Here is a 21203-nt window from a genome sequence, read left to right as displayed (position 1 = left end):
TATTCCTGCGCTCGCGCGCCTCGCATCTGACCGCTTCTCGCCTCGCTGAGAACGCAAAATAAGGCGAAATGGGGTACCAGGGGTAATGATTTCCTCAAAAAAAGCAACTATAAGGCGATCGTAACCTGCACATCAGGCAACAATTCGATACCATTCCCCACGCTGGCTTCACGGGTGTTTGATCGCCGATCTGCTCAGCGAACAGTGTGGGGGTGTGAAACCCACAGGCGCCGAGGAATTGCTGCGCGCTGAGGACCGGATCGGCCACACCCGGTCGGTACCGGCACTTGAAGCAGGTGGTAAATCAGAAGCTGTTTGGTCAAAACGGATCCTAGCGTCGTGTTGCGTTACGCCAGACTCGACGCCGTGCTCCGCCAGGCGCTTTCGCGCGCGGCTTAACACAACCCACGCAAAGCGAGGTCTGCGCGGGCAAGCAGCAGGTTGGGCGATCTAGGAGTAGGTTGCGTTAAGACGCTGGCACCGGCGCCACAGAAGATCAGCGAGCCTTTGAGCGTCGCAACGCAACACGTCCGGTCCCCCAAACAGCGCCAAATAATTCGGGATCACTTTTAACCAGACAACTTCTCAGAGGAGGGCTCGGAGTGAATAGGTTCAATCGTACTGTTACAGGATGGGTGTTGTGCGCAGGCCTCCTGCTGGCAGGCAGCGTGTTCGCCGGACCTGAAGCGGTGAAGGGCAGTGCTTCAGCGACAATAAAACAGACCAGCGAGCGCATGCTTGCAGCGCTCGAGCGACAACGCCCGGCGCTCGAGCGCAATCCTTCCCGGATCTACGGCTTGGTGGACCAGATTTTGGTTCCCCACTTCGACTTCGAGCGGATCACTCGAGCCGCCGTCGGCAAACAGCATTGGGGCAAGGCGACTCCGACTCAGCGACGGGCCTTGATCCAGGGGTTCCAGGAGCTGCTGATTCGTACCTACGCCAAGGCGCTGTTGAATTACTCCGGTCAGAAAATCCGCTACCTGTCGGAGGCGCCCGGTCGCCATTCCTCCGTGAGGGTCTTCACCGAGGTGCGGGAGCCGGGTGCGGACCCTGTCCCAGTCAACTACAAGGTCCACAAGAAGGGCGGGGTCTGGAAGGTCTTCGACGTGAAAATCGATAGTGTCAGCCTGGTGTCGAACTATCGCGGCAGCTTCAATGCCGAGATTCGCCGCAACGGCATCGAGGGCCTGATCAGCCGTATCAAGGAAATGAACACGAAGGGCAAGCAATGAGCGGGACTCGGATCGTCCTCCGAAAGCGCATTTGAAGTCGGTGGACAAGTTTCTCATCACCGGCGGCACATCGCTCAACGGCGAGGTCCGGATTGCCGGCGCCAAGAATGCGGCGCTCCCGATCCTGGCCGGTACCCTGCTCGCCGACGGCAAGATAACCCTGATCAATGTCCCTCATCTGCGCGACATCAGGACCACGATGGGGTTGCTCAGGTCTATGGGGGCGATCCTCAGGGTCAGGGAACGCGGGTGCATCGAAGCGGATGCACAGGAGATCACGCGTTTCTCGGCACCCTACGAGTTGGTCAAGACGATGCGGGCCTCGATCCTGGTGTTGGGACCCTTGGTGGGGCGCTTCGGGCGTGCCGATGTCTCTCTCCCCGGCGGTTGTGCCATCGGTGCCCGGCCGGTCAATCTGCACCTCGAGGGTCTGCGTGCCATGGGCGCGGAGGTCAGCGTAGAGAACGGCTATATCCGCGCCCGGGCGGAGCGATTGCACGGTGCCCGGCTGGTCCTGGAGCTGGTCACCGTGACGGGTACCGAGAACCTGATGATGGCCGCCGCCCTGGCCGATGGTGAGACGGTGATCGAGAACGCGGCCCGGGAGCCTGAGATCACGGACCTGGCGGAGTTCCTCAACGGCATGGGCGCGAAGATCAGGGGCGCGGGTACCGATCGCATCCGGGTGGAGGGCGTCGAGCGGCTCGGGGGGACCAGCTACCGGGTCCTGCCGGACCGTATCGAGACAGGGACTTACTTGGTGGCAGCGGCCATTACCGGGGGGCGCATTCTGTGCCGGGATACGCGTCCGGATCTGCTCGATGCAGTGCTGATCAAGCTCCGGGAGGCCGGGGCCCGCATCGATACCGGACCCGATTGGATCCTGTTGGATATGGCGGGGAGGCGCCCCCAAGCGGTCGATGTGCACACGGCTCCGCATCCGGCGTTCCCCACCGACATGCAGGCCCAGTTATGTGCCTTGAACAGCGTGGCCGAAGGCGTTGGGACCATTACCGAGACGGTGTTCGAAAACCGTTTCATGCACGTGTTGGAGCTGCAGCGTATGGGGGCGGACATCCAGCTGGAGGGAAACGTCGCCGTCTGCCGTGGCGTGGAACAGCTGACCGCCGCCCCGGTGATGGCCACCGACCTGCGTGCATCGGCCGGTCTGGTGCTGGCGGGACTGGTGGCGAAAGGGGAGACGCTGGTGGACCGCATTTATCACATCGACCGCGGCTACGACAACATCGAGGAGAAACTGGCGACCCTGGGGGCGCGTATCCGCCGTATCTCGGGATGACGGACCGGATGTCATAACCCAGGCCCATGGAATTCATCGATTCGCTGACAATCGCCCTGTCCAAGGGCCGTATCTTCAAGCAGGCGTTGCCCCTGCTGGCCCATGCCGGGATCGAGCCCTATGGGGATCCGGAGCAGAGCCGTAAGCTGATCTTGGAGACCAACCAGCCGCGCGTAAAGCTGGTGATCATCCGGGCCGGCGACGTGCCCACTTACGTGCAATACGGTGCCGCGGACCTGGGGGTGGCGGGCAAGGACGTGCTCATGGAGCACGGGGGCGCCGGATTGTACGAGCCGCTCGATTTGCGTATCGCCCGCTGCCGCCTGATGGTCGCGGGTGTGCCGGACGCAGACCCGGGTTCGGATCGATTACGCATCGCCACCAAGTATGTCGCGAGTACCGAACGCCATTTCGCGGCCAAGGGGCAACAGGTGGAGATCATCAAGCTCTACGGCTCTATGGAGCTCGCGCCCCTGGTGGGGCTTTCCGACCTGATCGTCGATCTGGTAGAGAGCGGCAGCACCCTCAAGGCCAACGGACTGGTGCCCCTGGAGCATATCGCGAACATCAGCGCCAGGCTGGTGGTCAACAAGGCGGCCTGGAAGATGAAGCACGCGTCCGTAATGGCCCTGCTGGCCCTACTGTGCGCGGCGGTCGAGCAAAATCCAACAGTGCGGGGCTAATGCGGATTTCGACCGATTTGCGTTGATTCGCGTTCATTTGCGGCAAAAGAATCATCCCCGACCGGATTTGAAAATGGCTGAAATTAGTCGCTTGTCCACTGCGGACCGGGATTTCGAACAGCGTCTCGAGGCCCTGTTGGCTTGGGAGTCGGTCTCCGATGCCGAGATCCAGGAGCGCGTGGATGCCATCATCAAGGCCGTCCGCGAGGGCGGGGATGCGGCCTTGCTGGACTACACGCGCCGGTTCGACCGCTGGCAACCCCGAACCGCCGCGGACCTGGAAATCCCAGCGGCCAGGATCGAGCAGGCCCGGAACGGCGTTTCCGCGGTGGAACGCGCTGCCTTGGAGCTCGCGGCCAAGCGCATCCATGACTACGCGGAACACCAGAAGCTCACGGACTGGAGCTTTCACGACGACCACGGCACCCTGTTGGGTCAGAAGGTGACCCCGCTAGATCGGGTGGGGCTCTATGTTCCGGGGGGGAAGGCGGCCTATCCGTCCTCAGTGCTCATGAACGCCATTCCGGCCAAGGTGGCGGGGGTCGCGGAGCTGATCATGGTGGTACCAACGCCGGCGGGAGAGCTCAACGACCTGGTACTGACCGCCGCTCATATCGCCGGGGTAGACCGCGTATTCGCCATCGGCGGTGCCCAGGCGGTGGCGGCCTTGGCCTATGGGACCGAGCGAATGCCTGCGGTGGATAAGATCGTGGGTCCGGGGAACATCTATGTGGCCACGGCAAAGCGCGCTGTCTTCGGCCAAGTCGGCATCGATATGGTCGCCGGTCCCTCGGAGATCCTGGTGCTGTGTGACGGCGGGACGGACCCGGACTGGATCGCCATGGATCTCTTCTCCCAGGCCGAGCACGACGAGGATGCCCAGGCCATCCTCCTGTCTTGGGACGGGGAATTTCTGGACCGTGTCATGGCCGCCATCGACCGCCTGCTGCCGACCATGGAACGCCGGGACGTCATCACGGCCGCCCTAGGCCGACGCGGCGCCCTGATCCGGAGTCGGAACCTGGAAGAAGCGGTCAGGATCGTCAACCGGATAGCGCCCGAGCACCTGGAGCTCTCGGTGGAACACCCGGAGACACTGGTCCCCGAGATCCGTCATGCCGGGGCCATCTTCATGGGACGCTATACGGCCGAAGCCCTGGGCGACTACTGTGCCGGGCCGAACCATGTGCTGCCGACCTCGCGCACCGCCCGCTTCTCCTCGCCGCTCGGGGTCTACGACTTCCAGAAGCGCTCGAGCCTGATTATGGCCTCCGCCCAGGGTGCCGAGGCCCTGGCGCGGACGGCCTCGGTCCTGGCCCGCGGGGAGGGCCTGACCGCGCACGCACGCTCCGCTGAGTATCGAGGGAATGCGTAGCTCCGATGTCAGACCGCAGAAAACAAGACCTCATTTCCGGGAATATTGCTGTCACTGCAAGCGCAGTGCGTTTGTTACCATCAACGAAAGGATGATTCTTCGTCAAGCCAAAACCATAAGCGGCAGCAAGTTCAAAGACCGATGATTGTGGCTCATAGGAGAAAAGCTGCCGGGATCTTGCTAAGCCGGATTCAAGAAGACCTTTGTCACGGATACCTGAACTTCCACCGTGCTCAGCAAGCAGCATTCCATGAACTGAAATGGCAACTTCATCCAAGATCCATCGAGGCTCGGTCATTTGGCAAGTTCACGAAAGGCATTGCGGTATCTTTTCAACAGCTTGAATCTGGGACTCGAAATCTGTCGGGTCCCGACACTTACAAGATATTGGCGCACCCTTTGTTACAGAAGATGAAGTGGCACCACTGCGGGCGGCGTGACCTGGACCTGATGCCCATGCCAGACGGATAAGGTGAAAAATGTCAAAACTATCGGTTAAGTCGGCAACTCACATCAAATCTCTACAAGCAAATAAAGGATTGAAATCGGTATGAAATCCAAGTGGCTCAAGGCGGCTATCGACATCGATCGTCCGATTCTGATCTTCTTATTCTTTTTTCCTTGGTCTATTTGGTTTATCTATAGAACATCATTTACGATCGACGATATCCGCTATTTTTGTCTTCTCGATGACGCCATGATATCGATGGCGTACGCAAAGAACCTGGTCAATGGATATGGTCTCAACTGGGCCAGGTTCGGAGAACCCGTGGAGGGATTTACTACTCCACTGTGGACATTCTTGATGATCCCCGTCAATGCATTGCCTGTTGGGCTCAACTACAAAAGCCTGTTCATTCAGATTTTTTCAATGATATTATTGGCCCTTAACATATTGATGATACGTGAGTTGATGGTCACTCACTTCGGCTTCGGGGCGAAAAGATACTGGTTTCCGGCTGCTGCGCTTACCGCTTCTTACTATCCCCTGAACTTCTGGGCCTTCCAGGGGATGGAGACCGGATTACAAGTGCTCTTGGTTACTTTATCTGTTTATCTTGCCTTCAATGTCATCGAAAAGAGATCCAGTCCCATTACGCTGCTTTCGCTGTTTGCGGTTGCTTATCTGGTACGGATGGATATGCTGCTGTTGGTTTTGGTCATTCTCGGTTTCATTGCTTACCAACCTGGCTTTATCCATGTAAATAAGCGCTCCTGGTTGATTGGCTTTACGATTTTCGGTATGACGATTGTGTCATATTCAATCTTCCGCTGGATATATTTTCATGAGCTGCTTCCGAATACCTACTATCTGAAGCTGACGGGGGTTCCTCTCGAGATTCGTGCTCTGAGAGGACTGTATGTTTTCGTCAATATTTTTTTTCTTCCGATATCAATACCCCTTCTTCTCATCATAGCCGGCACCATACCGCTCGTGCGGATCCGACCAAAGCTCGGGTTACCGCTCTTGATTATTGGAATCTGTTTCGGTTACTCGATCTATGTCGGCGGTGATGTCTGGGAGTATACCAATGTCGGTGCGAATCGATTTGTCACCGTTGCCATGCCCATGTTATTCGTATTGTTCAACGCATTGTTGAACCAGGGATTGAGCTATTTGGATCAAAGCAAAAAACCATCGCTATCTCGGGATCGCGCCGTGATAATTTCCGTCTCACTTGTCTTTTCTTTGTTTTTTAATGGTTTTTTTCTGTCTCGCTGGGGTCTTGAAGCAGAGTTCAAGAAACTTACTGTTATCCAACACCCTACTTATATTGCCGGTCTTAGACGGATTATTAGCAAATCTATGGAATTGCAAGCCTGGTTACAACCGGCGTCTATTGTGGCGACTGTTTGGGCTGGTATTCCGGCCTATTTTACGGATTTTCGAATGGTGGATCTTTTAGGATACAATGAAAAGACAATTGCCGGAATGAATGCTCTACTCCCTGAAGATTTTAGAAACTATTGGCCGGGGCATAGGAAAAGTGATAGTCCTTATATCCTGGCCAAATATAAACCTGACTTTTTCTTTTTTGTAAAGGATGATTTTGGAACGGATGATTTGTTGCGGAGTCGAGGTTATAAATACGAAGATGAAATTAGGGGTTGGCTAAAGGGTAGTGGTTAATATTTAAGTGTAAACAACGAAAAGCTCAATGCCATTAAGTTAGCTGCTGACCGCTTGTCGTGGTCGATCAGGATGCGCAAGAGAAAACGACGAAGCGCACGCATCGGCGCGAAAAAGATCCCTCCCTTCGGTCCGGGATGACAATTTCGCGCGGATTCGCGTGATTCGTCGTTTCTCCTCTTGTTTGGCGACCGGTAAATGGCATTGAGTTGAGAGGGAGCATCCGTACTAGGTTCTAGTCGTTCGCGGGGAGGTCCGTTCTTCCATGGGAACGTATGACCTTTGCGCATACCCCGTATAGATCTGCCGGGGCCGGGAGATCTTCTGCGCGGGGTCATTCAGCATTTCCGTCCATTGCGCCAGCCAGCCCGCGGCCCGTGGGATGGCGAACAGCACGGGAAACATGTCGGTAGGGAAGCGCATGGCCTGCAGGATGATCCCACTGTAGAAATCTACATTGGGGTACAGCTTGTAGGAGATGAAATAGTCATCCTCCAATGCGATTCGCTCCAGCTCCAGGGCGATATCGATCAGTGGATTGCCGCCGGTCACTTCGAATACGTCATAGGCCACCTTCTTGATGATGCTGGCCCGCGGGTCATAGCTGGAGTAGACGCGATGACCGAAACCCATGAGCCGGATTTCGCCCTTCTTGACCCGCTCGACGTATGCGGGAACGGCGGCTACGGAGCCGATTTCCTCCAGCATCCTTAAGACGGCTTCATTGGCGCCGCCGTGCAGGGGGCCGAACAGGGCGGCGGCGGCAGCCGCGACTGCACTGTAGGGGTCTACCCGTGAGGAACCGACACTGCGCATGGTAGCGGTGGAGCAATTCTGTTCGTGATCGGCATGCAGCAGAAACAACACATCCAAGGCCCGGGATAGGGCCGGAGGCACCTCATAGTCACGCTCGTTCATGTAATCGAGCATGTAGAGGAAATTGCCGGCGTACCCCCGGCTGATATCCGGGTAGTTATGGGGCCGGCCGATGCGGACCCGATAGGCAAAGGCGGCAATCGTCGGCAGCTTTCCGAGAATACGCCAGATCTGCTTTTCCCGAATCTCGGGGTCGTTCACGTCCCTGGCCTCCGCATGAAACGTGGACATGGCGGCTACCGAGCTGATCAGGATCCCCATCGGGTGGGCGTCGTAGCGGAAGGATTCGATGATCTGGACCAGGTTCTCGTGGATATAGGTATGCCGCATGATGCGGTTGGTCCAATGCTCGAGCTCTTCCTTGGTCGGTAATTCACCATAGAGCAGGAGATAGGCGCACTCGAGAAAGCTGCTCTTTTCGGCCAGCTCTTCGATAGGATAGCCCCGATATCTGAGGATGCTCTTTTCCCCGTCGATGTAGGTGATCGAGCTGGCACAGGCCGCCGTGTTCATGTAGGCGGGGTCGTAACTCATGATCCCGAAATCATCGGGGTCCAATTTGATCTGGCGCAGGTCGGGGGCACGGATACTGCCGTTTTCTATCGGGATCTCGTAGGTTTTGCCGCTGCGGTTGTCGGTGATGGAAAGGGAATCTTTCTTCATGCTCATTTTCCTCGGATGGAGGTTTGATCTTGTTCGATGTAAGGGCCTGCCCGGCTTACAACTGTCGCTCCCTCACTACGGATGCACAGCCGGACCGGCTCCGAAAACGGAAAACGGGGGGTGCGCCACAATGCCGTTAAGTTAAACCATCGTAATTGTTCAACCCCCCCCCCATTATTTTTGCCATCCATGGCACCTATCCATAGCACCTGAGAGTCCGGCAACAGTTACCGGAATGACGCGGTGGGAGCCGAACGAGCCGGCCTCATAGGCCTTAAGTTAATGGCATTGGGACATACCGAGTCGCTATCAATCCTGGAATTTCTTCACACACAGCGATGCGTTCGTGCCTCCGAAACCAAAGGAGTTCGACAACGCATAATTGATATCGATATCGGTAACCCGCTCGCGGGCGAGCTTGAGCCCCGCGCACTTGAGATCCACCGCTCGGATATTCAATGACTCATGGATGAATCGTCCCTTTATCATCAGCAGCATCATAATCAGCTCCGCGGCCCCGGCCGCCCCCATCATATGCCCGGTAAGCGATTTCGGGGCGGTGACCCAGGGGCCGTCCTCGCCGAATACGCTCACGATCGCCTCTGCCTCTTTCGCGTCTCCTACCGGCGTGCTCGTCGCATGGGGACTGATCAGATCGACATCCTTCGGGTTTATCCCCTCCATCGCTATCCGCATGGCCCTGACGGCACCCTCACCGGAGGGCTCGGTCATGTGGTGTCCATCGGAGGTAGCGCCGTAACCGACGATCTCTCCGTAAATCCGGGCCCCGCGTGCCAGCGCATTCTCCAGGGTCTCCAGAATCACGATGGCGGCCCCACCGCTGATAACGAAGCCGGCCCTGTCTTTATCGAAAGGGCGGCTCGCCGTTTCCGGGGAATCATTCAAGTTCGATAATGCCGGCATGGCATCGAACATGACCGATTGGGTCCAATGGAGGCCTTCGGCGCCCCCGGCGATCACGCAATCCTGGCGTCCCGTCCTCACCATCCACCAAGCTTCGCCGATATTGTGCGCGCTCGTCGCGCACGCCGACGAAATCGAGAAGCTCGCTCCTTTGATCTCCAAGCTGGTTCCGACCGTGGCAGAGCAGGAGCTCGCCATTGTCTTCGGGACCCAGCGCGTACCCGCCCTTTTCGGTCCTTTCTCAAGGGCGGCATTCACGGCATCGACCACATCTTCGGTGGAAGGACCGCCGGCACCGATGAGCAGTCCGGTCATGGGATGCGATCGGATAGTATCGGGGAGCTCGGCATCCAGTAGTGCGGATTCTGCCGCTTGATAGGCCCAGCCTGCCTGCTCACCCATCCATTTATGTACCTTCAGGGAAAGACCTTCTTGATATCCTCGCTTGATTTCTCCGATCACATTCGACCGGAACCCCCGTTCTTTATATTCCGGACAATACACAATGCCGGATTTTCCCTCCATCATCGCTGCCGTTACGTCTTCTTTCGTGCCACCGAGTGGACCGACGATTCCCACGCCGGTTATGACTACTCTTCTGTACATAATCTGTTTTCTCTTTGTCGATTCAGGGGAAAAACCAGGGAAAAAGCATGGGCTGCCCACTAGCTGGCCCGCCGCCGGGGCGGTTGGCGGCACCTCAGTATTCGATTCAGCCCAATAGGTCGCGGACGCTTGACCATGACCATAACCAACAGCCCGTCTTGCCACCAGCCTGTCTCGTCACCCTGGTGGTTACTCGCTCGACCCCTGGGAAGGCAGCTGCGAATTGCATCCAGGTCGGCGCATTCCACCAGGACGAGGCTTCCGATGAAAGACAGGCGGACCGGCAGCAGGCCCTCGTCCTTGGGCGATAGACTACAACACGGACGCCTCTAACGCACCCTGGTTTCGGGTTGGGGCAGGAGGGCCATGCAGGGCAACCGAATGATAAAAGCTTATATTTCAACCGTAATTATTATCCGGGACCTGACAGGTAGCCCTGGAAGGCCATGCGATGACGAGGAGATAAGGGTTTGAAGATCCTGGCCGAGGATGCGTAAGATAGCTGTCAAAACCGGAGCTTACGGATGCAACGCCTGATACCAGACGCCGACCGCCTGCCACATGCCCTCTATCGCGCCGAGCAGGTGCGTGAGCTCGATCGGACCGCCATCGAGGATCACGGGATCCCCGGGGCCGAACTGATGGAACGCGCGGGCCGTGCTGCTTACCGATTGCTGCGGCACCGCTGGCCGGATGCGCGTGCCATTACCCTGGTCTGCGGTATCGGTAATAACGGCGGTGATGGCTATGTAGTCGCTCGTTACGCGCAGACCGACGGGCTCGAGGTTCAGGTCCTGCAGCTCGGGGATTCACAACGGCTGCGGGGGGATGCCCTGACGATGGCGACGCGGTTTCAAGCACTGGGTGGAATCGTCGCACCCTTTCGAGGGCTGCCCGAATCCACGGATCTGATCGTCGATGCCATCCTGGGCACGGGGCTGGAGCGGGAAGTCGCCGGGGAGTGGGCCCAGGCCATCGATGCAATCAATGGGCACCCTGCCCCGGTGATCGCCATCGACATTCCCTCCGGGCTGCACTCGGATCTCGGGCGGATCCTGGGTACCGCGGTGCGGGCGGAGGCCACCATCAGCTTTATCGGGCTCAAGCAAGGCATGTTCACCGGCGCCGGACCCGATTGCTGTGGGGAGATCCGCTTCGACGCCCTCCAGGTACCGGCAACCGTCTATGCCCGGCACATACTCTCCGCTCGCCGGCTCGAGTGGACGCAGCTCGTTAGGCTCCTTGCGCGCCGACCACGCTCCGCCAACAAGGGGAGCTTCGGGCATGTGCTGGTGGTCGGCGGGGCGCGGGGTTACTCAGGTGCGGCGCGGCTGGCGGGGGAGGGTGCCCTGCGCACGGGTGCAGGCCTGGTGACCATTGCCACCCATCCCGATCATGCCCCCTACCTCAACCTGAACCGGCCCGAGCTCATGTGCCTGGGGGTCGAGGTACCGACGCAACTGGACCCCGTACTCGCAAGGGCCACCGTCATTGCAGTCGGACCGGGTCTGGGAAAGGACGCTTGGGGCGAGCGGCTGCTCGCTCGGGTCTTGGAGACCAGGCACCCCCTGGTGGTCGATGCGGACGCCCTCAACCTCCTCGCCGCCGCGCCTGCCTGTCGGGACGACTGGGTGCTCACGCCGCACCCGGGTGAGGCCGCTCGACTGCTCGGAACCGAGACGGACGCGATCCAGGCGGACCGCTTCGGCAGTATTCGCCGCTTGCGGGACCGCTTCGGCGGGGTGGTGGTGTTGAAAGGCGCGGGGACCCTCGTCCTGGGGCCATCACACAAACCGCCCGGAGTCTGCACCGGCGGCAACCCCGGCATGGCGACCGCGGGAACCGGCGACGTACTGACCGGCATGATCGCCGCGCTGATCGCCCAGGGCTTCGGTACCGAGGACGCCGCCGCCGCCGGCGTATGCCTGCATGCCGCGGCCGGTGACACCGCGGCCGCAGGCGGTGAGCGCGGACTGCTGGCGAGCGATCTGCTGGCGCAGATTCGGCCCCTGATCAATCCCGAGTGAACAACCCCGAGGCCGGAGCCTGATACGCTCCCGCGCTGATAGCGAGCAATCTAAGCGGCTGTCTAAAAATTAAGATACTGATTGCCGTGCCAAAGACAAGCCAGCCGCACGGGTCCTGCGTGAGTACATGTGGTCCTACGTGCAACGGAACAGCGACCTGCTGGACGATGACCCGGCACCGGACACCAGCCGGCGGGATTGACCTTCAAGGGAGACCACACGAACAACATGGCAGAGAACCTCACCCTTCAGCAGCTTGAGTCCTTCCTGTGGGAAGCCGCGGATATTCTGCGTGGCTCAATGGATGCCGGCGAATTCAAGGACTACTGCTTCGGGATGCTGTTCCTGAAACGGCTGTCCGATGCCTTCGAAGAAGAGCGGGAAAAGGTCATTGCCCACTATGTTGCCAAGAGCAAGACACAGGCACAGGCCGAAGCACTGGCAGGAGACGAAGACGAGTACACCAATACCTTCTTCGTCCCGGAACGGGGACGCTGGGACCACCTCAAGGACCTGAAGCACGACATTGGGGCAGAACTCAACAAAGCCACGGAAACCATCGAAGAGTACAACTCGACACTCGAAGGGGTGCTGGTCTCCATAGATTTCAACATCAAGAACAAGCTGCCGGACAAGAAGCTGCGGGACCTGTTGTCCCACTTTTCCAAGCACCGGCTACGCAACCAAGACTTCGACCGTCCCGACCTGCTGGGTGCCGCCTACGAATACCTCATCAAGCAGTTCGCGGACTCGGCAGGCAAGAAAGGCGGCGAGTTCTACACCCCCACCGAAGTGGTCAAGCTGCTGGTTGCCCTGCTCAAGCCCCATGCGGGAATGCGAATCTATGACCCTACGGCGGGGTCCGGGGGCATGTTGGTTCAAACCCGCAACTATCTTGCCACCCACGGTGAGAACCCCCGCAACCTGTCCCTGTTCGGACAGGAGATGAACTTGGGCACTTGGGCTATCTGCAAGATGAACATGTTCCTGCACGGGGTCATGAATGCGGACATTCGCAAGGGAGACACCCTGAGAGAACCCCAGCACATCCGGAACGGGACGCTGATGACCTTTGACCGGGTCATCGCCAATCCACCCTTCAGCCTGAAGAAGTGGGGCAAGGAGGAAGCCGATGCGGACCCCTATGGACGCTTCCCTTACGGCACACCCCCCAAGGATGCCGGAGATCTCGCCTTCGTCCAGCACATGATTGCGTCCCTGAATGCCGGAGGCGTGATGGGAGTGGTCATGCCCCACGGCGTCCTGTTCCGGGGTTCCAGTGAGAAAGACATACGCAAAGGCATTCTTGAGGATGACCTATTGGAAGCCGTCATCGGTCTACCCCCGCAACTCTTCTATGGCACCGGCATCCCGGCATGTCTGCTCATCGTCAACAAGCAGAAACCCGCTGAACGCAAAGGCAAGGTCATCTTCATCAATTCCGAACTCGAATTCGAAGAAGGTAAGAACCAGAACAAGCTACGCCAGCGGGACATAGACCACATCCTTGCCACCTTTGACGCCTACCAAGACCAGAAGCGGTACGCCAAGGTGGTCAGCTTGGACGAGATTCGGGAGAACGATTACAACCTCAACATCCGCAGGTATGCGGACACCTCACCACCCCCGGAAATCTTTGACGTTCGTGCCATCCTACACGGGGGCATCCCGGTGCGGGAAGTGCAAGACGAATACGTTCAAGAGTCCCTGAACGGCTTTGACGTGCTGACCGTCTTCAACCGCAAGGGTGATGACTACTACGCATTCAAGCCGGAGATTGCGTCCAAGGAAGCGATTCGAGAACAGGTTGGTGACGCAGATCCGAAGATAGTGATCCAGTTGGAACGCTGGTGGGATAAGTACCGGGTGTCATTGCATGAACTGGATGCTCAGGTTGAAGAAGCTGAAACAGCCATGAAAGGGTATCTGAAGGAGTTGGGGTATGAGTGAAGGGAGTCCTGATGGGTGGAAAGCCGCAACCATCGGAAAGTTGACAAAAGCTAACTCCCTTTTCTCCGATGGAGATTGGGTTGAAAGCAAGGACCAAGACCCCGCTGGCACTAACCGCTTAATCCAGCTTGCGGATATTGGTGATGGTCGGTTCCTGAACAAATCAGCACGGTTCATGAATGATGAGCAATTCACCCGGCTGGGATGTACGCCATTGAGGCCAAGAGATATTCTGGTAGCACGGATGCCAGACCCACTTGGAAGAGCATGTCTCTTTCCAGGAGTGCACCAACGGTCAGCTACCGTTGTGGACGTTGCAATAATTCGAACTAATGCTGCCGACCACTATTGGCTTATGTCGGCAATTAACTCCCCGGATTTCCGTAGGCAGATTGAAATAAATGCCAGCGGTACGACACGAACACGAATCTCCCGTGGTGCACTATCCAGCATAAAGCTACTTACACCCCCCAAACCCGAACAACAAAAAATTGCATCCATCCTCACTTCGGTCGATGAAGTCATCGAGAAGACCGAAGCACAAATCAGCAAGCTGCAAGACTTGAAGAAAGGCATGATGCAGGAATTGCTGACCAAAGGCATCGGTCACACGGAGTTCAAGGACAGTCCGGTTGGCAGGATTCCGAAGGGGTGGGAACTCAGCACAGTTGGACAAGTGGCTACCGTAAAGCGTGGTGCTTCACCGAGACCAATTAGAGATCCCAAGTGGTGGGGTGGAACCACAGGATGGGTTCGCATTTCCGATGTTACAATATCCCGAAAGTATCTGTACAAAACCACTGACTATCTTTCGGACGAAGGTGTTGCTAAAAGCGTCAAGATTGAGAAGGGAGAAATAATACTTAGTATCTGTGCCACGATTGGCAGACCCATAATAGTTAGAACTGATGCTTGCATTCATGACGGTTTCGTTTGGTTTGATAATCTTCAGCAAGACATTGATAGGGAATTCTTCTATTACTTTCTCGCAGAGAAAGAAGATTACCTTTCATCACAGAGACAAACTGGAACCCAAGGCAACCTCAACACCAGTATCGTTTCTGGGCTTAACATTCTTCTACCACCCAAGCTCGAACAACGCAAAATCGCAGCCATCCTCACTTCGGTCGATGCAGCCATCGAAAAGACCGAAGCGCAAATCGGCAAGCTGCAAAACCTGAAGAAAGCCCTCATGCAAGATCTCCTCACCGGCAAGGTCAGGGTCAAAACGGACGGACAAGCATGACTGATGTCCATTTGGGCCGGCAACTCGGCATTCAGGCTCTACCCGATAGCCAGAAGAGCCGACAAGATGTCGGCGGTCCCAAGGGCCGACAGAATGTCGGTGGTCCCAGGAGCCGACAAGATGTCGGTGGTCCCAGGGGCCGACAGGATGTCGGCGGTCCCGGGCCGGCTGGGACCGCCGTCTTCCAGACGGCCTACGGACCCAATGACCAGCTGTCGGCAACCGTCAGAGCAGATGAACCCAAAGGCTGGTATTCCCGCAACTATCTGCCTCACCTCGATGCCCCGGAGATTTATCAATCGGTCACCTTTCGCCTGCACGACGCATTGCCTGCGGATGTTGTCAGAAATCTGGAAGAACAGGTCCACAGCCGCTACATCACGGACACACAAAAACGTCGCCGGATAGAGACCTATATGGATGCAGGGTACGGCGCATGCTGGCTGCGTCAGCCTGAGATTGCGGAAATTGTGCAACAGAGTCTCTGGTATTTCGACGGGAAACGTTACCGCTTATTGGCCTGGTGTGTCATGCCGAACCATGTTCATGTCGTGATAGAGACGTTTAATGGTTACCCGTTGTACAAGATTGTGCAATCGTGGAAGTCGTACAGTGCCCGGGAAGCGAATAAACGGCTGGGACGTCATGGTGCTTTCTGGCACCGCGATTATTTTGACCGTTATGTGCGTAATGCGGAACATTATGAACGGTTGATCTTTTATGTTGAACATAATCCGGTGAAGGCGGGGCTGGTTCACCGGGCGGAGGAGTGGTTGTTCAGCAGTGTGCATTATCGCACCGGTTAAACGAAGGGAGTTTAAAGGGCCGACAAAATGTCGGCGATCCCAGGGGCCGGCAGAATGTCGGTAGTTCCAGGGACCGACAAAATGCCGGCGATCCCAGGAGCCGACAAAATGTCGGCGGTTCCAGGGACCGACAAAATGTCGGCGATCCCAGGAGCCGACAAAATGTCGGCGGTTCCAGGGACCGACAAAATGTCGGCGGTCCCAGGGGCCGACAGAATGTCGGCGGTCCCGGGCCGGCTGGGACCGCCGTCTTTCAGACGGCTTTTGAAACAAGACATATTTGTAGATGACCCATGTCAACGAGTGACGAATCTGAAAATGTGGAAAACCCCGCCATCCGGCAGTTGCAATCTCTGGGATGGGGTTACGTCCACGGACAGAAGTGGTCTCCTGAACTTACGGATGAACGGCAGTATTACAAGGATGTGGTACTGGAACACCGGCTGACCACCGCTATCCGGCGAATCAACCCGTGGATTAGCGAAGAAAATCTCCGCAAGGTTGTCCGGGACCTTCGTTTTCAAGGCGTTGAACATCCCACTCTGATTGAGACCAACCAGACCCTATGGGAAATGCTGGTGAACTACATCAGCGTGGAGCAGGACCTTGGCAAGGGCAGGAAGGGGCAGACGGTCAGAATCATAGATTTCGAGAACCCGGACAACAACGAATTCCTGTGCGTCAACCAGTACAAGGTGGAAGGACCCCACCAGAGCATCATCCCGGACATTGTGCTGTTCGTGAACGGCTTGCCGCTTGCGGTCATCGAGTGCAAGTCTCCCTACATCACCAACCCGATGGAAGCCGGTATCAACCAGCTTCTTCGCTACGCCAACCGCAGACAACCCCACGAAGATGAAGGGGCTGAACGGTTGTTCTGGTACAACCAAATCATGGTCAGCACCCACCGGGACCGGGCACGGGTGGGCACCCTCAGCAGCCGCATGGAGGATTACCTTGAGTGGAAGGACCCCTATCCCCTGACCCTTGACCGGCTTGCGGCGCAGCTTCAGCCGGATGCAGCCAATCAGCCCGTCTATGGGGAAGAAGACCTGAAGGTAGCGGAACGGCCCGCTGGTTATAGTCTGGTCAACTCCCAGCAAGTCCTGATAGCCGGTATCTTCAACCGGCAGAACTTCCTTGACCTGATTCGGAACTTCACCGTGTTCGAGACCCTGGACGGTCAAACCATGAAGAAACTTGCCCGGTACCAGCAGTACCGGGCAGTTCACAAGACCATCCACCGGCTGAAGACCGGCAAGACCCGCAAGGAGAAAGGGGGTGTCATCTGGCATACCCAAGGGTCCGGCAAGTCCCTGACGATGGTCTTCCTTGCCGTGAAACTGCGGAGAGACCCGGACCTGCGGGACTACAAGCTGGTCTTCATCACTGACCGGATCCAGCTTGACCGGCAGCTAACCAACACCTTCCAACGGGCACAGGGGGAGACGGTCTACCATGCCGACTCGGTAGCCAACCTGAAGGAACTGCTTCAGAAGGACTCGTCAGATCTTGTGACAGCCATGATGCAGAAGTTTCAGGAAGGGGAAGACGATTTCGATTTTCCGGTGCTGAACGAATCTGACCGTATCGTCGTGCTGGCTGACGAAGCCCACCGCACCCAGTATGGGACGCTGGGGGTTGCTATCAACAGGGGTCTGCCGAATGCACCGAAGATAGCCTTCACGGGGACTCCCCTGATTAAGTCCCGCAAGACGAACAACGAATTCGGGACCTACATTGACCAGTACACCATCGAACAGGCTGTTGCCGATGGTGCCACGGTGCAAATCCTGTACGAAGGCAGGGAGGCCCGGACCAAGGTCACCGGGGACTCGCTGGATATGCTGTTTGAAGAGTACTTTGCTGACAAGTCCGATGAAGAGAAAGCCACTATCAGGCGAAAGCACGGCACCGAGCTGGCTGTGCTGGAAGCGCCGCAACGTATCCGCTGGGTCTGCATAGATCTGCTCAAGCACTACCGGGAACACATCCGGCCCAACGGCTTCAAGGCCATGATTGTCACCTCATCCAGACGTGCCGCAGTGCTGTACAAGCAGACCTTAAACGAACTGGGTGCACCACCGTCCGAGTGCATTATCTCCGGCAGTCACAACGATGAAGCCTTCTACACCCCGTACACGGACCCCACGCAGCAAAAACAGGCGATTGAGCACTTCAAGAAACCTATTGCTGAACATCCGCTGAGTTTCATCGTGGTCAAGGACATGCTGCTGACCGGCTTCGATGCCCCGGTCTGTCAAGTCATGTATCTGGACCAGAAACTGCGAGAACACACGCTGCTTCAGGCAATCGCACGGGTGAACCGGACCTACCCCGGCAAGTCCCGTGGCTTCGTCGTGGACTACTACGGCTTGTCCGACTATCTGGCGGAAGCCTTGGAGATGTTCAGCACGGAAGACGTTACCGGCGCCCTCAAGGACCTGAAGGACGAGATTCCCAAGCTGAAGGCGGCACACACCCGTGTGATGCGGCACTTCAAGGACGTGGACAAAAACGACATTGATGCCTGTGTGCTGGCACTGGCAGACGATGCTGTGCGCCAGCAGTTCGAGATTGACTTCAAGCTGTTTGCCAGGCAGATGGACATCATCATGCCGGACCCGGCAGCACAGCCTTACCTTGCGGACCTGAAGTTCTTGGGCAAGATAAACCAGGGTGCCCGGAATCTGTACCGGGACTCCCAGCTTGACCTTGCGGGGGTGGGTGAGAAGGTCCGGGCACTGATTGACGAACACATCCGTGCCACCGGAGTGGACCCCAAGATACCGCCGGTTGATTTACTTGCTAGGGACTTCAGAGAAAAGGTCAACGAACACAAATCCGACCGTGCCAAGGCATCGGAAATTGAGCATGCTATCAAGCACCACATTGACGTGAACCTAGATGATGACCCGGAGTATTACAAATCCCTATCGGACAAGCTGAAAGCGATTATCCGGAAGCATCAGGAGCATTGGGACGAACTGGTGCAACTGCTGATGGACTTCCGGGACAACATTGAGAAGAACCGGGAGCAACAGGCTGGAGACCTTGGGCTGTCGGAAACCCAGTTCGCCTTCCACAATATCCTGATGGCTGAAGTTGCCCGTGTTCGTGGAGATGAATCTTTGGATGAAGCTACCCATGAAGAAGCCATTGCCGTGACCAAGGATTTGGTGACCATGCTGGATGAAGCCACCAATATCGTAGACTTCTTCAAGAAGCAGGATGAAGTCAAACGCATGAAGAAGAACATCAAGCGAAGAATCATGGATACATCGTTTGATGTCCCAGACATTCGAACTGCGGTCATGGACAGGTTCATGGAACTGGCTAAGGTCAAGTACCAGCCATGATCCAGACCGCGGAATTTATCCACGGCAAGGGATTCGATGCCGAAGTCATCAGAACAGACCGCAGGAAGACAGCAACCGTCAAGGTAGTGGAAGGCAAGGTCTCAGTGGTGGTGCCCCGGCGCACAAGCACGGACAAGGTGCAAGCACTGGTGAGTCGTAAGACCCGGTGGATACGGGAGAAGCTGCTACTCTACCGAAAACACCAGCCACCCAAGCCGAAGGAGTACGTCAGCGGGGAGTGCTTCACCTATCTGGGACGCAACTACCGGCTGAAGGTGGAATCCGGTACCGCCAAGTCCGTGAAGCTGCAGGGTGGCAGGTTGGTGGTGCAGGTATCCCCGTCAGTGCGGAAACGGGACCGGTACCTGCACGGTGCCTTGACCGAATGGTACCGGGAGCATGCCCTTCAGAAATTACAGCAGAAGGTACAGCGGTATGCCAAGGTGGTGCGGGTGTCTCCTTCATCCGTGGGCATCAAGACCTTCTCAGGACGTTGGGGAAGCTGTAGCACCAAGGGCAACCTGGCGTTCAACTGGAAAGCCATCATTGCCCCGAACCGGATTGTAGATTACCTGGTGGTCCATGAACTCTGCCACCTTCACCACCACAACCACAGTCCCGAATTTTGGAAGTGCGTGGAACGGGTGTTGCCGGACTATGCGGAGTCGAAGGAGTGGCTGAAGGTCAATGGACGCTGGTTGGATGTGTAAATATTAGGTCGCACTGATGAAGCCTGACCATATTCCCGCATCCTTTATCAGCTACGCCTCGGGACTGCGTGAGATAGGCAGGATTTGCGGGGTTCCTTGAACCCATTGTGGTGCCCTTTGTGTCGCACCAGTGAATTCAAGGATTTGACGTGGATTTAAATTATTGATTTATCAATTATTTTGCGATAATGGCGGAGAGGGAGGGATTCGAACCCCCGGACCCTTACGGGTCAACGGTTTTCAAGACCGCCGCTTTCGGCCGCTCAGCCACCTCTCCAGAGCATGGTTCTGCATCGGGACCGGCTGTCCCTAAATCCGCTTTGAGAAGGATATCGAAAGTACGACCATGGACCAACCTATGTCAAACTTCCTGTTCCCCGGTGGCCTCGGCAAGGCCCTGGTCCTGAGCATGGACGACGGTCCCGTCCAGGACCGCCGCTTGATCGAGCTCCTGGGACGCCACGGGGTTCGCGGAACCTTCCACCTCAGCTCGGGGTGCCTTGGCCGACCGGATCACATCGACCCGGAGGAAGTCGCCTCCCTGTACGCCGGTCATGAGGTGTCTACCCATTCGGTCAGCCACCCCTACCTGGATTCCCTGTCCAGGACCGCGATCGCCGCCGAGGTCGGAAACGACCGCGCGGCACTCTCGCAACTCCTGGGCCGAGACGTGCGCGGGCACGCCTACCCCTTCGGCGCGCATAATGCCACCGTCATCGAGGTGCTGGGTGAGCTCGGCATCGCTTACGCACGGACCGCGGACCAGACCCGTGATTTTCGCCTACCCGCCGATCTGTTGGCATGGAACCCGAGCTGTCACCACAGCGCCGCAGGCGAGCTTGCCGAGATGTTTTTGGATCTGCCGGACCAGCATCCGGCCCTATTCTTCATCTATGGCCATAGTTGGGAACTCGACTCCGAGGAGCCGACCAACAGCTGGGCCTACATGGAAGCCCTGCTGCAAAGGCTCGGTGGCCGGAGCGATATCTGGTACGCGACTGCGATTGAGGTTGCGGACTATGTGCGCGCCATCCGTGCCGTCCAACCCGCCCGGGTGAAGAATGGGCCTGCATGATTCCGGTAGGATCGATCCGTGGCTGCGTGCCGGACAGACAAGCATGCGACTGCCGGCCAGGTGCAGCGAAGGAGAATCGTGGACGTAGGGTGGGCTGTGCCCACCGGGTAGCACGCTAGGGGACATTCTCAATTGAGCTGAATCCTCATGAAAATCAAGTACATCAGGCCCATGCAGCAGCGGCTACGAGTTTCCGAGACACTCCGCGGCGCGGAGCTTCTGCGTTCCCACGCGGCG

At 57.3% G+C, this 21203-nt stretch carries 16 protein-coding genes and 1 tRNA gene; 12 read left to right on the top strand and 5 right to left on the bottom strand.

Annotated features, from left to right (window positions below; translation table 11 throughout):
* The first annotated feature begins 602 nt into the window (after positions 1–602).
* The 4 genes from BQ17_RS18925 to hisD all read left to right on the top strand — a co-directional run bounded on the left by BQ17_RS18925 (position 603) and on the right by hisD (position 4593).
* The gene (locus BQ17_RS18925; protein ID WP_089729789.1) at positions 603–1235 is read left to right on the top strand and encodes an MlaC/ttg2D family ABC transporter substrate-binding protein; all 633 of its coding nucleotides are present in this window, start codon (positions 603–605) and stop codon (positions 1233–1235) included.
* Positions 1236–1275: 40 nt separating this feature from the next.
* On the top strand, positions 1276–2535 hold the full coding sequence (gene murA / locus BQ17_RS18920) for a UDP-N-acetylglucosamine 1-carboxyvinyltransferase (RefSeq protein WP_089729793.1): 1260 nt from the start codon (positions 1276–1278) through the stop codon (positions 2533–2535).
* 26 nt (positions 2536–2561) lie between these two features.
* Positions 2562–3218: an ATP phosphoribosyltransferase gene (hisG, locus tag BQ17_RS18915; protein ID WP_089729787.1), complete on the top strand. Its 657-nt coding sequence runs from the start codon at positions 2562–2564 to the stop codon at positions 3216–3218.
* 73 nt (positions 3219–3291) lie between these two features.
* Positions 3292–4593 carry a histidinol dehydrogenase gene (hisD, locus tag BQ17_RS18910; RefSeq protein WP_089729785.1) on the top strand — a complete coding sequence of 434 codons (1302 nt, stop codon included), beginning with the start codon at positions 3292–3294 and terminating at the stop codon, positions 4591–4593.
* Here hisD and BQ17_RS18905 read toward each other — a convergent pair.
* Positions 4481–4891, bottom strand: coding sequence for a type II toxin-antitoxin system death-on-curing family toxin (locus tag BQ17_RS18905; protein WP_089729783.1), 411 nt, complete (start codon positions 4889–4891; stop codon positions 4481–4483). The two genes, hisD and BQ17_RS18905, sit on opposite strands and share 113 nt — an antisense overlap.
* A gap of 252 nt (positions 4892–5143) precedes the next feature.
* Between BQ17_RS18905 and BQ17_RS18900 the strand changes: the two genes are divergently transcribed.
* Positions 5144–6724 carry a hypothetical protein gene (locus tag BQ17_RS18900; RefSeq protein ID WP_089729781.1) on the top strand — a complete coding sequence of 527 codons (1581 nt, stop codon included), beginning with the start codon at positions 5144–5146 and terminating at the stop codon, positions 6722–6724.
* Between the two features lie 228 nt (positions 6725–6952).
* Here the strand turns inward: BQ17_RS18900 and BQ17_RS18895 are convergent, their stop codons facing one another.
* Positions 6953–8263 (bottom strand): citrate synthase, encoded by a 1311-nt coding sequence (locus BQ17_RS18895; protein WP_089729779.1) that lies wholly within the window; start codon positions 8261–8263, stop codon positions 6953–6955.
* Positions 8264–8572: 309 nt separating this feature from the next.
* Entirely contained in the window at positions 8573–9793 is a 1221-nt protein-coding gene (locus BQ17_RS18890; protein WP_089729777.1) for a beta-ketoacyl synthase N-terminal-like domain-containing protein, read from the bottom strand.
* A 524-nt stretch (positions 9794–10317) separates the two neighbouring features.
* Here BQ17_RS18890 and BQ17_RS18885 point away from each other — a divergent pair.
* The 4 genes from BQ17_RS18885 to BQ17_RS18870 all read left to right on the top strand — a co-directional run bounded on the left by BQ17_RS18885 (position 10318) and on the right by BQ17_RS18870 (position 15822).
* The gene (locus BQ17_RS18885; RefSeq protein WP_089729776.1) at positions 10318–11820 is read left to right on the top strand and encodes an NAD(P)H-hydrate dehydratase; all 1503 of its coding nucleotides are present in this window, start codon (positions 10318–10320) and stop codon (positions 11818–11820) included.
* Positions 11821–12048: 228 nt separating this feature from the next.
* Positions 12049–13770: a type I restriction-modification system subunit M gene (locus tag BQ17_RS18880; protein WP_089729770.1), complete on the top strand. Its 1722-nt coding sequence runs from the start codon at positions 12049–12051 to the stop codon at positions 13768–13770.
* Positions 13763–15016, top strand: a complete 1254-nt coding sequence (locus BQ17_RS18875; protein WP_089729768.1) for a restriction endonuclease subunit S — start codon at positions 13763–13765, stop codon at positions 15014–15016. The genes BQ17_RS18880 and BQ17_RS18875 overlap by 8 nt, the downstream gene beginning before the upstream one ends.
* Positions 15013–15822 carry an REP-associated tyrosine transposase gene (locus tag BQ17_RS18870; RefSeq protein ID WP_256091678.1) on the top strand — a complete coding sequence of 270 codons (810 nt, stop codon included), beginning with the start codon at positions 15013–15015 and terminating at the stop codon, positions 15820–15822. The genes BQ17_RS18875 and BQ17_RS18870 overlap by 4 nt, the downstream gene beginning before the upstream one ends.
* 11 nt (positions 15823–15833) lie before the next feature.
* On the opposite strand, the gene BQ17_RS18865 is transcribed toward BQ17_RS18870, so the two are convergent.
* The gene (locus BQ17_RS18865) at positions 15834–16100 is read right to left on the bottom strand and encodes a hypothetical protein (RefSeq protein ID WP_089729766.1); all 267 of its coding nucleotides are present in this window, start codon (positions 16098–16100) and stop codon (positions 15834–15836) included.
* A gap of 15 nt (positions 16101–16115) precedes the next feature.
* On the opposite strand from BQ17_RS18865, the gene BQ17_RS18860 reads away from it, so the two are divergent.
* Positions 16116–19181, top strand: coding sequence for a type I restriction endonuclease subunit R (locus tag BQ17_RS18860; RefSeq protein ID WP_089729764.1), 3066 nt, complete (start codon positions 16116–16118; stop codon positions 19179–19181).
* A complete protein-coding gene (locus BQ17_RS18855) occupies positions 19178–19891 on the top strand; it encodes a M48 family metallopeptidase (protein ID WP_089729762.1) in 714 nt (237 codons plus the stop codon). Before BQ17_RS18860 ends, BQ17_RS18855 begins: the two co-directional genes overlap by 4 nt.
* A gap of 189 nt (positions 19892–20080) precedes the next feature.
* Here BQ17_RS18855 and BQ17_RS18850 read toward each other — a convergent pair.
* Positions 20081–20168 (bottom strand) — tRNA-Ser (locus BQ17_RS18850).
* Positions 20169–20249: 81 nt separating this feature from the next.
* Here BQ17_RS18850 and BQ17_RS18845 point away from each other — a divergent pair.
* Positions 20250–20966 carry a polysaccharide deacetylase family protein gene (locus tag BQ17_RS18845; protein ID WP_176722516.1) on the top strand — a complete coding sequence of 239 codons (717 nt, stop codon included), beginning with the start codon at positions 20250–20252 and terminating at the stop codon, positions 20964–20966.
* The last annotated feature ends 237 nt before the right edge of the window (positions 20967–21203 follow it).

It is taken from the genome of Candidatus Thiosymbion oneisti, assembly GCF_900092655.1.
Taxonomy (GTDB): domain Bacteria; phylum Pseudomonadota; class Gammaproteobacteria; order Chromatiales; family Chromatiaceae; genus Thiosymbion; species Thiosymbion oneisti.
This window is presented reverse-complemented; position numbering and strand designations above follow the sequence as displayed.

Excerpts from the sequence above, each read along its gene's own strand:
- hisG (WP_089729787.1), top strand. The coding sequence starts at position 2,562 with ATGGAATTCATCGATTCGCTGACAATCGCCCTGTCCAAGGGCCGTATC.
- hisD (WP_089729785.1), top strand. The coding sequence starts at position 3,292 with ATGGCTGAAATTAGTCGCTTGTCCACTGCGGACCGGGATTTCGAACAG.
- BQ17_RS18905 (WP_089729783.1), bottom strand. The coding sequence starts at position 4,891 with ATGACCGAGCCTCGATGGATCTTGGATGAAGTTGCCATTTCAGTTCAT.
- BQ17_RS18900 (WP_089729781.1), top strand. The coding sequence starts at position 5,144 with ATGAAATCCAAGTGGCTCAAGGCGGCTATCGACATCGATCGTCCGATT.
- BQ17_RS18895 (WP_089729779.1), bottom strand. The coding sequence starts at position 8,263 with ATGAAGAAAGATTCCCTTTCCATCACCGACAACCGCAGCGGCAAAACC.
- BQ17_RS18890 (WP_089729777.1), bottom strand. The coding sequence starts at position 9,793 with ATGTACAGAAGAGTAGTCATAACCGGCGTGGGAATCGTCGGTCCACTC.
- BQ17_RS18885 (WP_089729776.1), top strand. The coding sequence starts at position 10,318 with ATGCAACGCCTGATACCAGACGCCGACCGCCTGCCACATGCCCTCTAT.
- BQ17_RS18880 (WP_089729770.1), top strand. The coding sequence starts at position 12,049 with ATGGCAGAGAACCTCACCCTTCAGCAGCTTGAGTCCTTCCTGTGGGAA.
- BQ17_RS18875 (WP_089729768.1), top strand. The coding sequence starts at position 13,763 with ATGAGTGAAGGGAGTCCTGATGGGTGGAAAGCCGCAACCATCGGAAAG.
- BQ17_RS18870 (WP_256091678.1), top strand. The coding sequence starts at position 15,013 with ATGACTGATGTCCATTTGGGCCGGCAACTCGGCATTCAGGCTCTACCC.
- BQ17_RS18865 (WP_089729766.1), bottom strand. The coding sequence starts at position 16,100 with ATGTCTTGTTTCAAAAGCCGTCTGAAAGACGGCGGTCCCAGCCGGCCC.
- BQ17_RS18860 (WP_089729764.1), top strand. The coding sequence starts at position 16,116 with ATGTCAACGAGTGACGAATCTGAAAATGTGGAAAACCCCGCCATCCGG.
- BQ17_RS18855 (WP_089729762.1), top strand. The coding sequence starts at position 19,178 with ATGATCCAGACCGCGGAATTTATCCACGGCAAGGGATTCGATGCCGAA.
- BQ17_RS18845 (WP_176722516.1), top strand. The coding sequence starts at position 20,250 with ATGTCAAACTTCCTGTTCCCCGGTGGCCTCGGCAAGGCCCTGGTCCTG.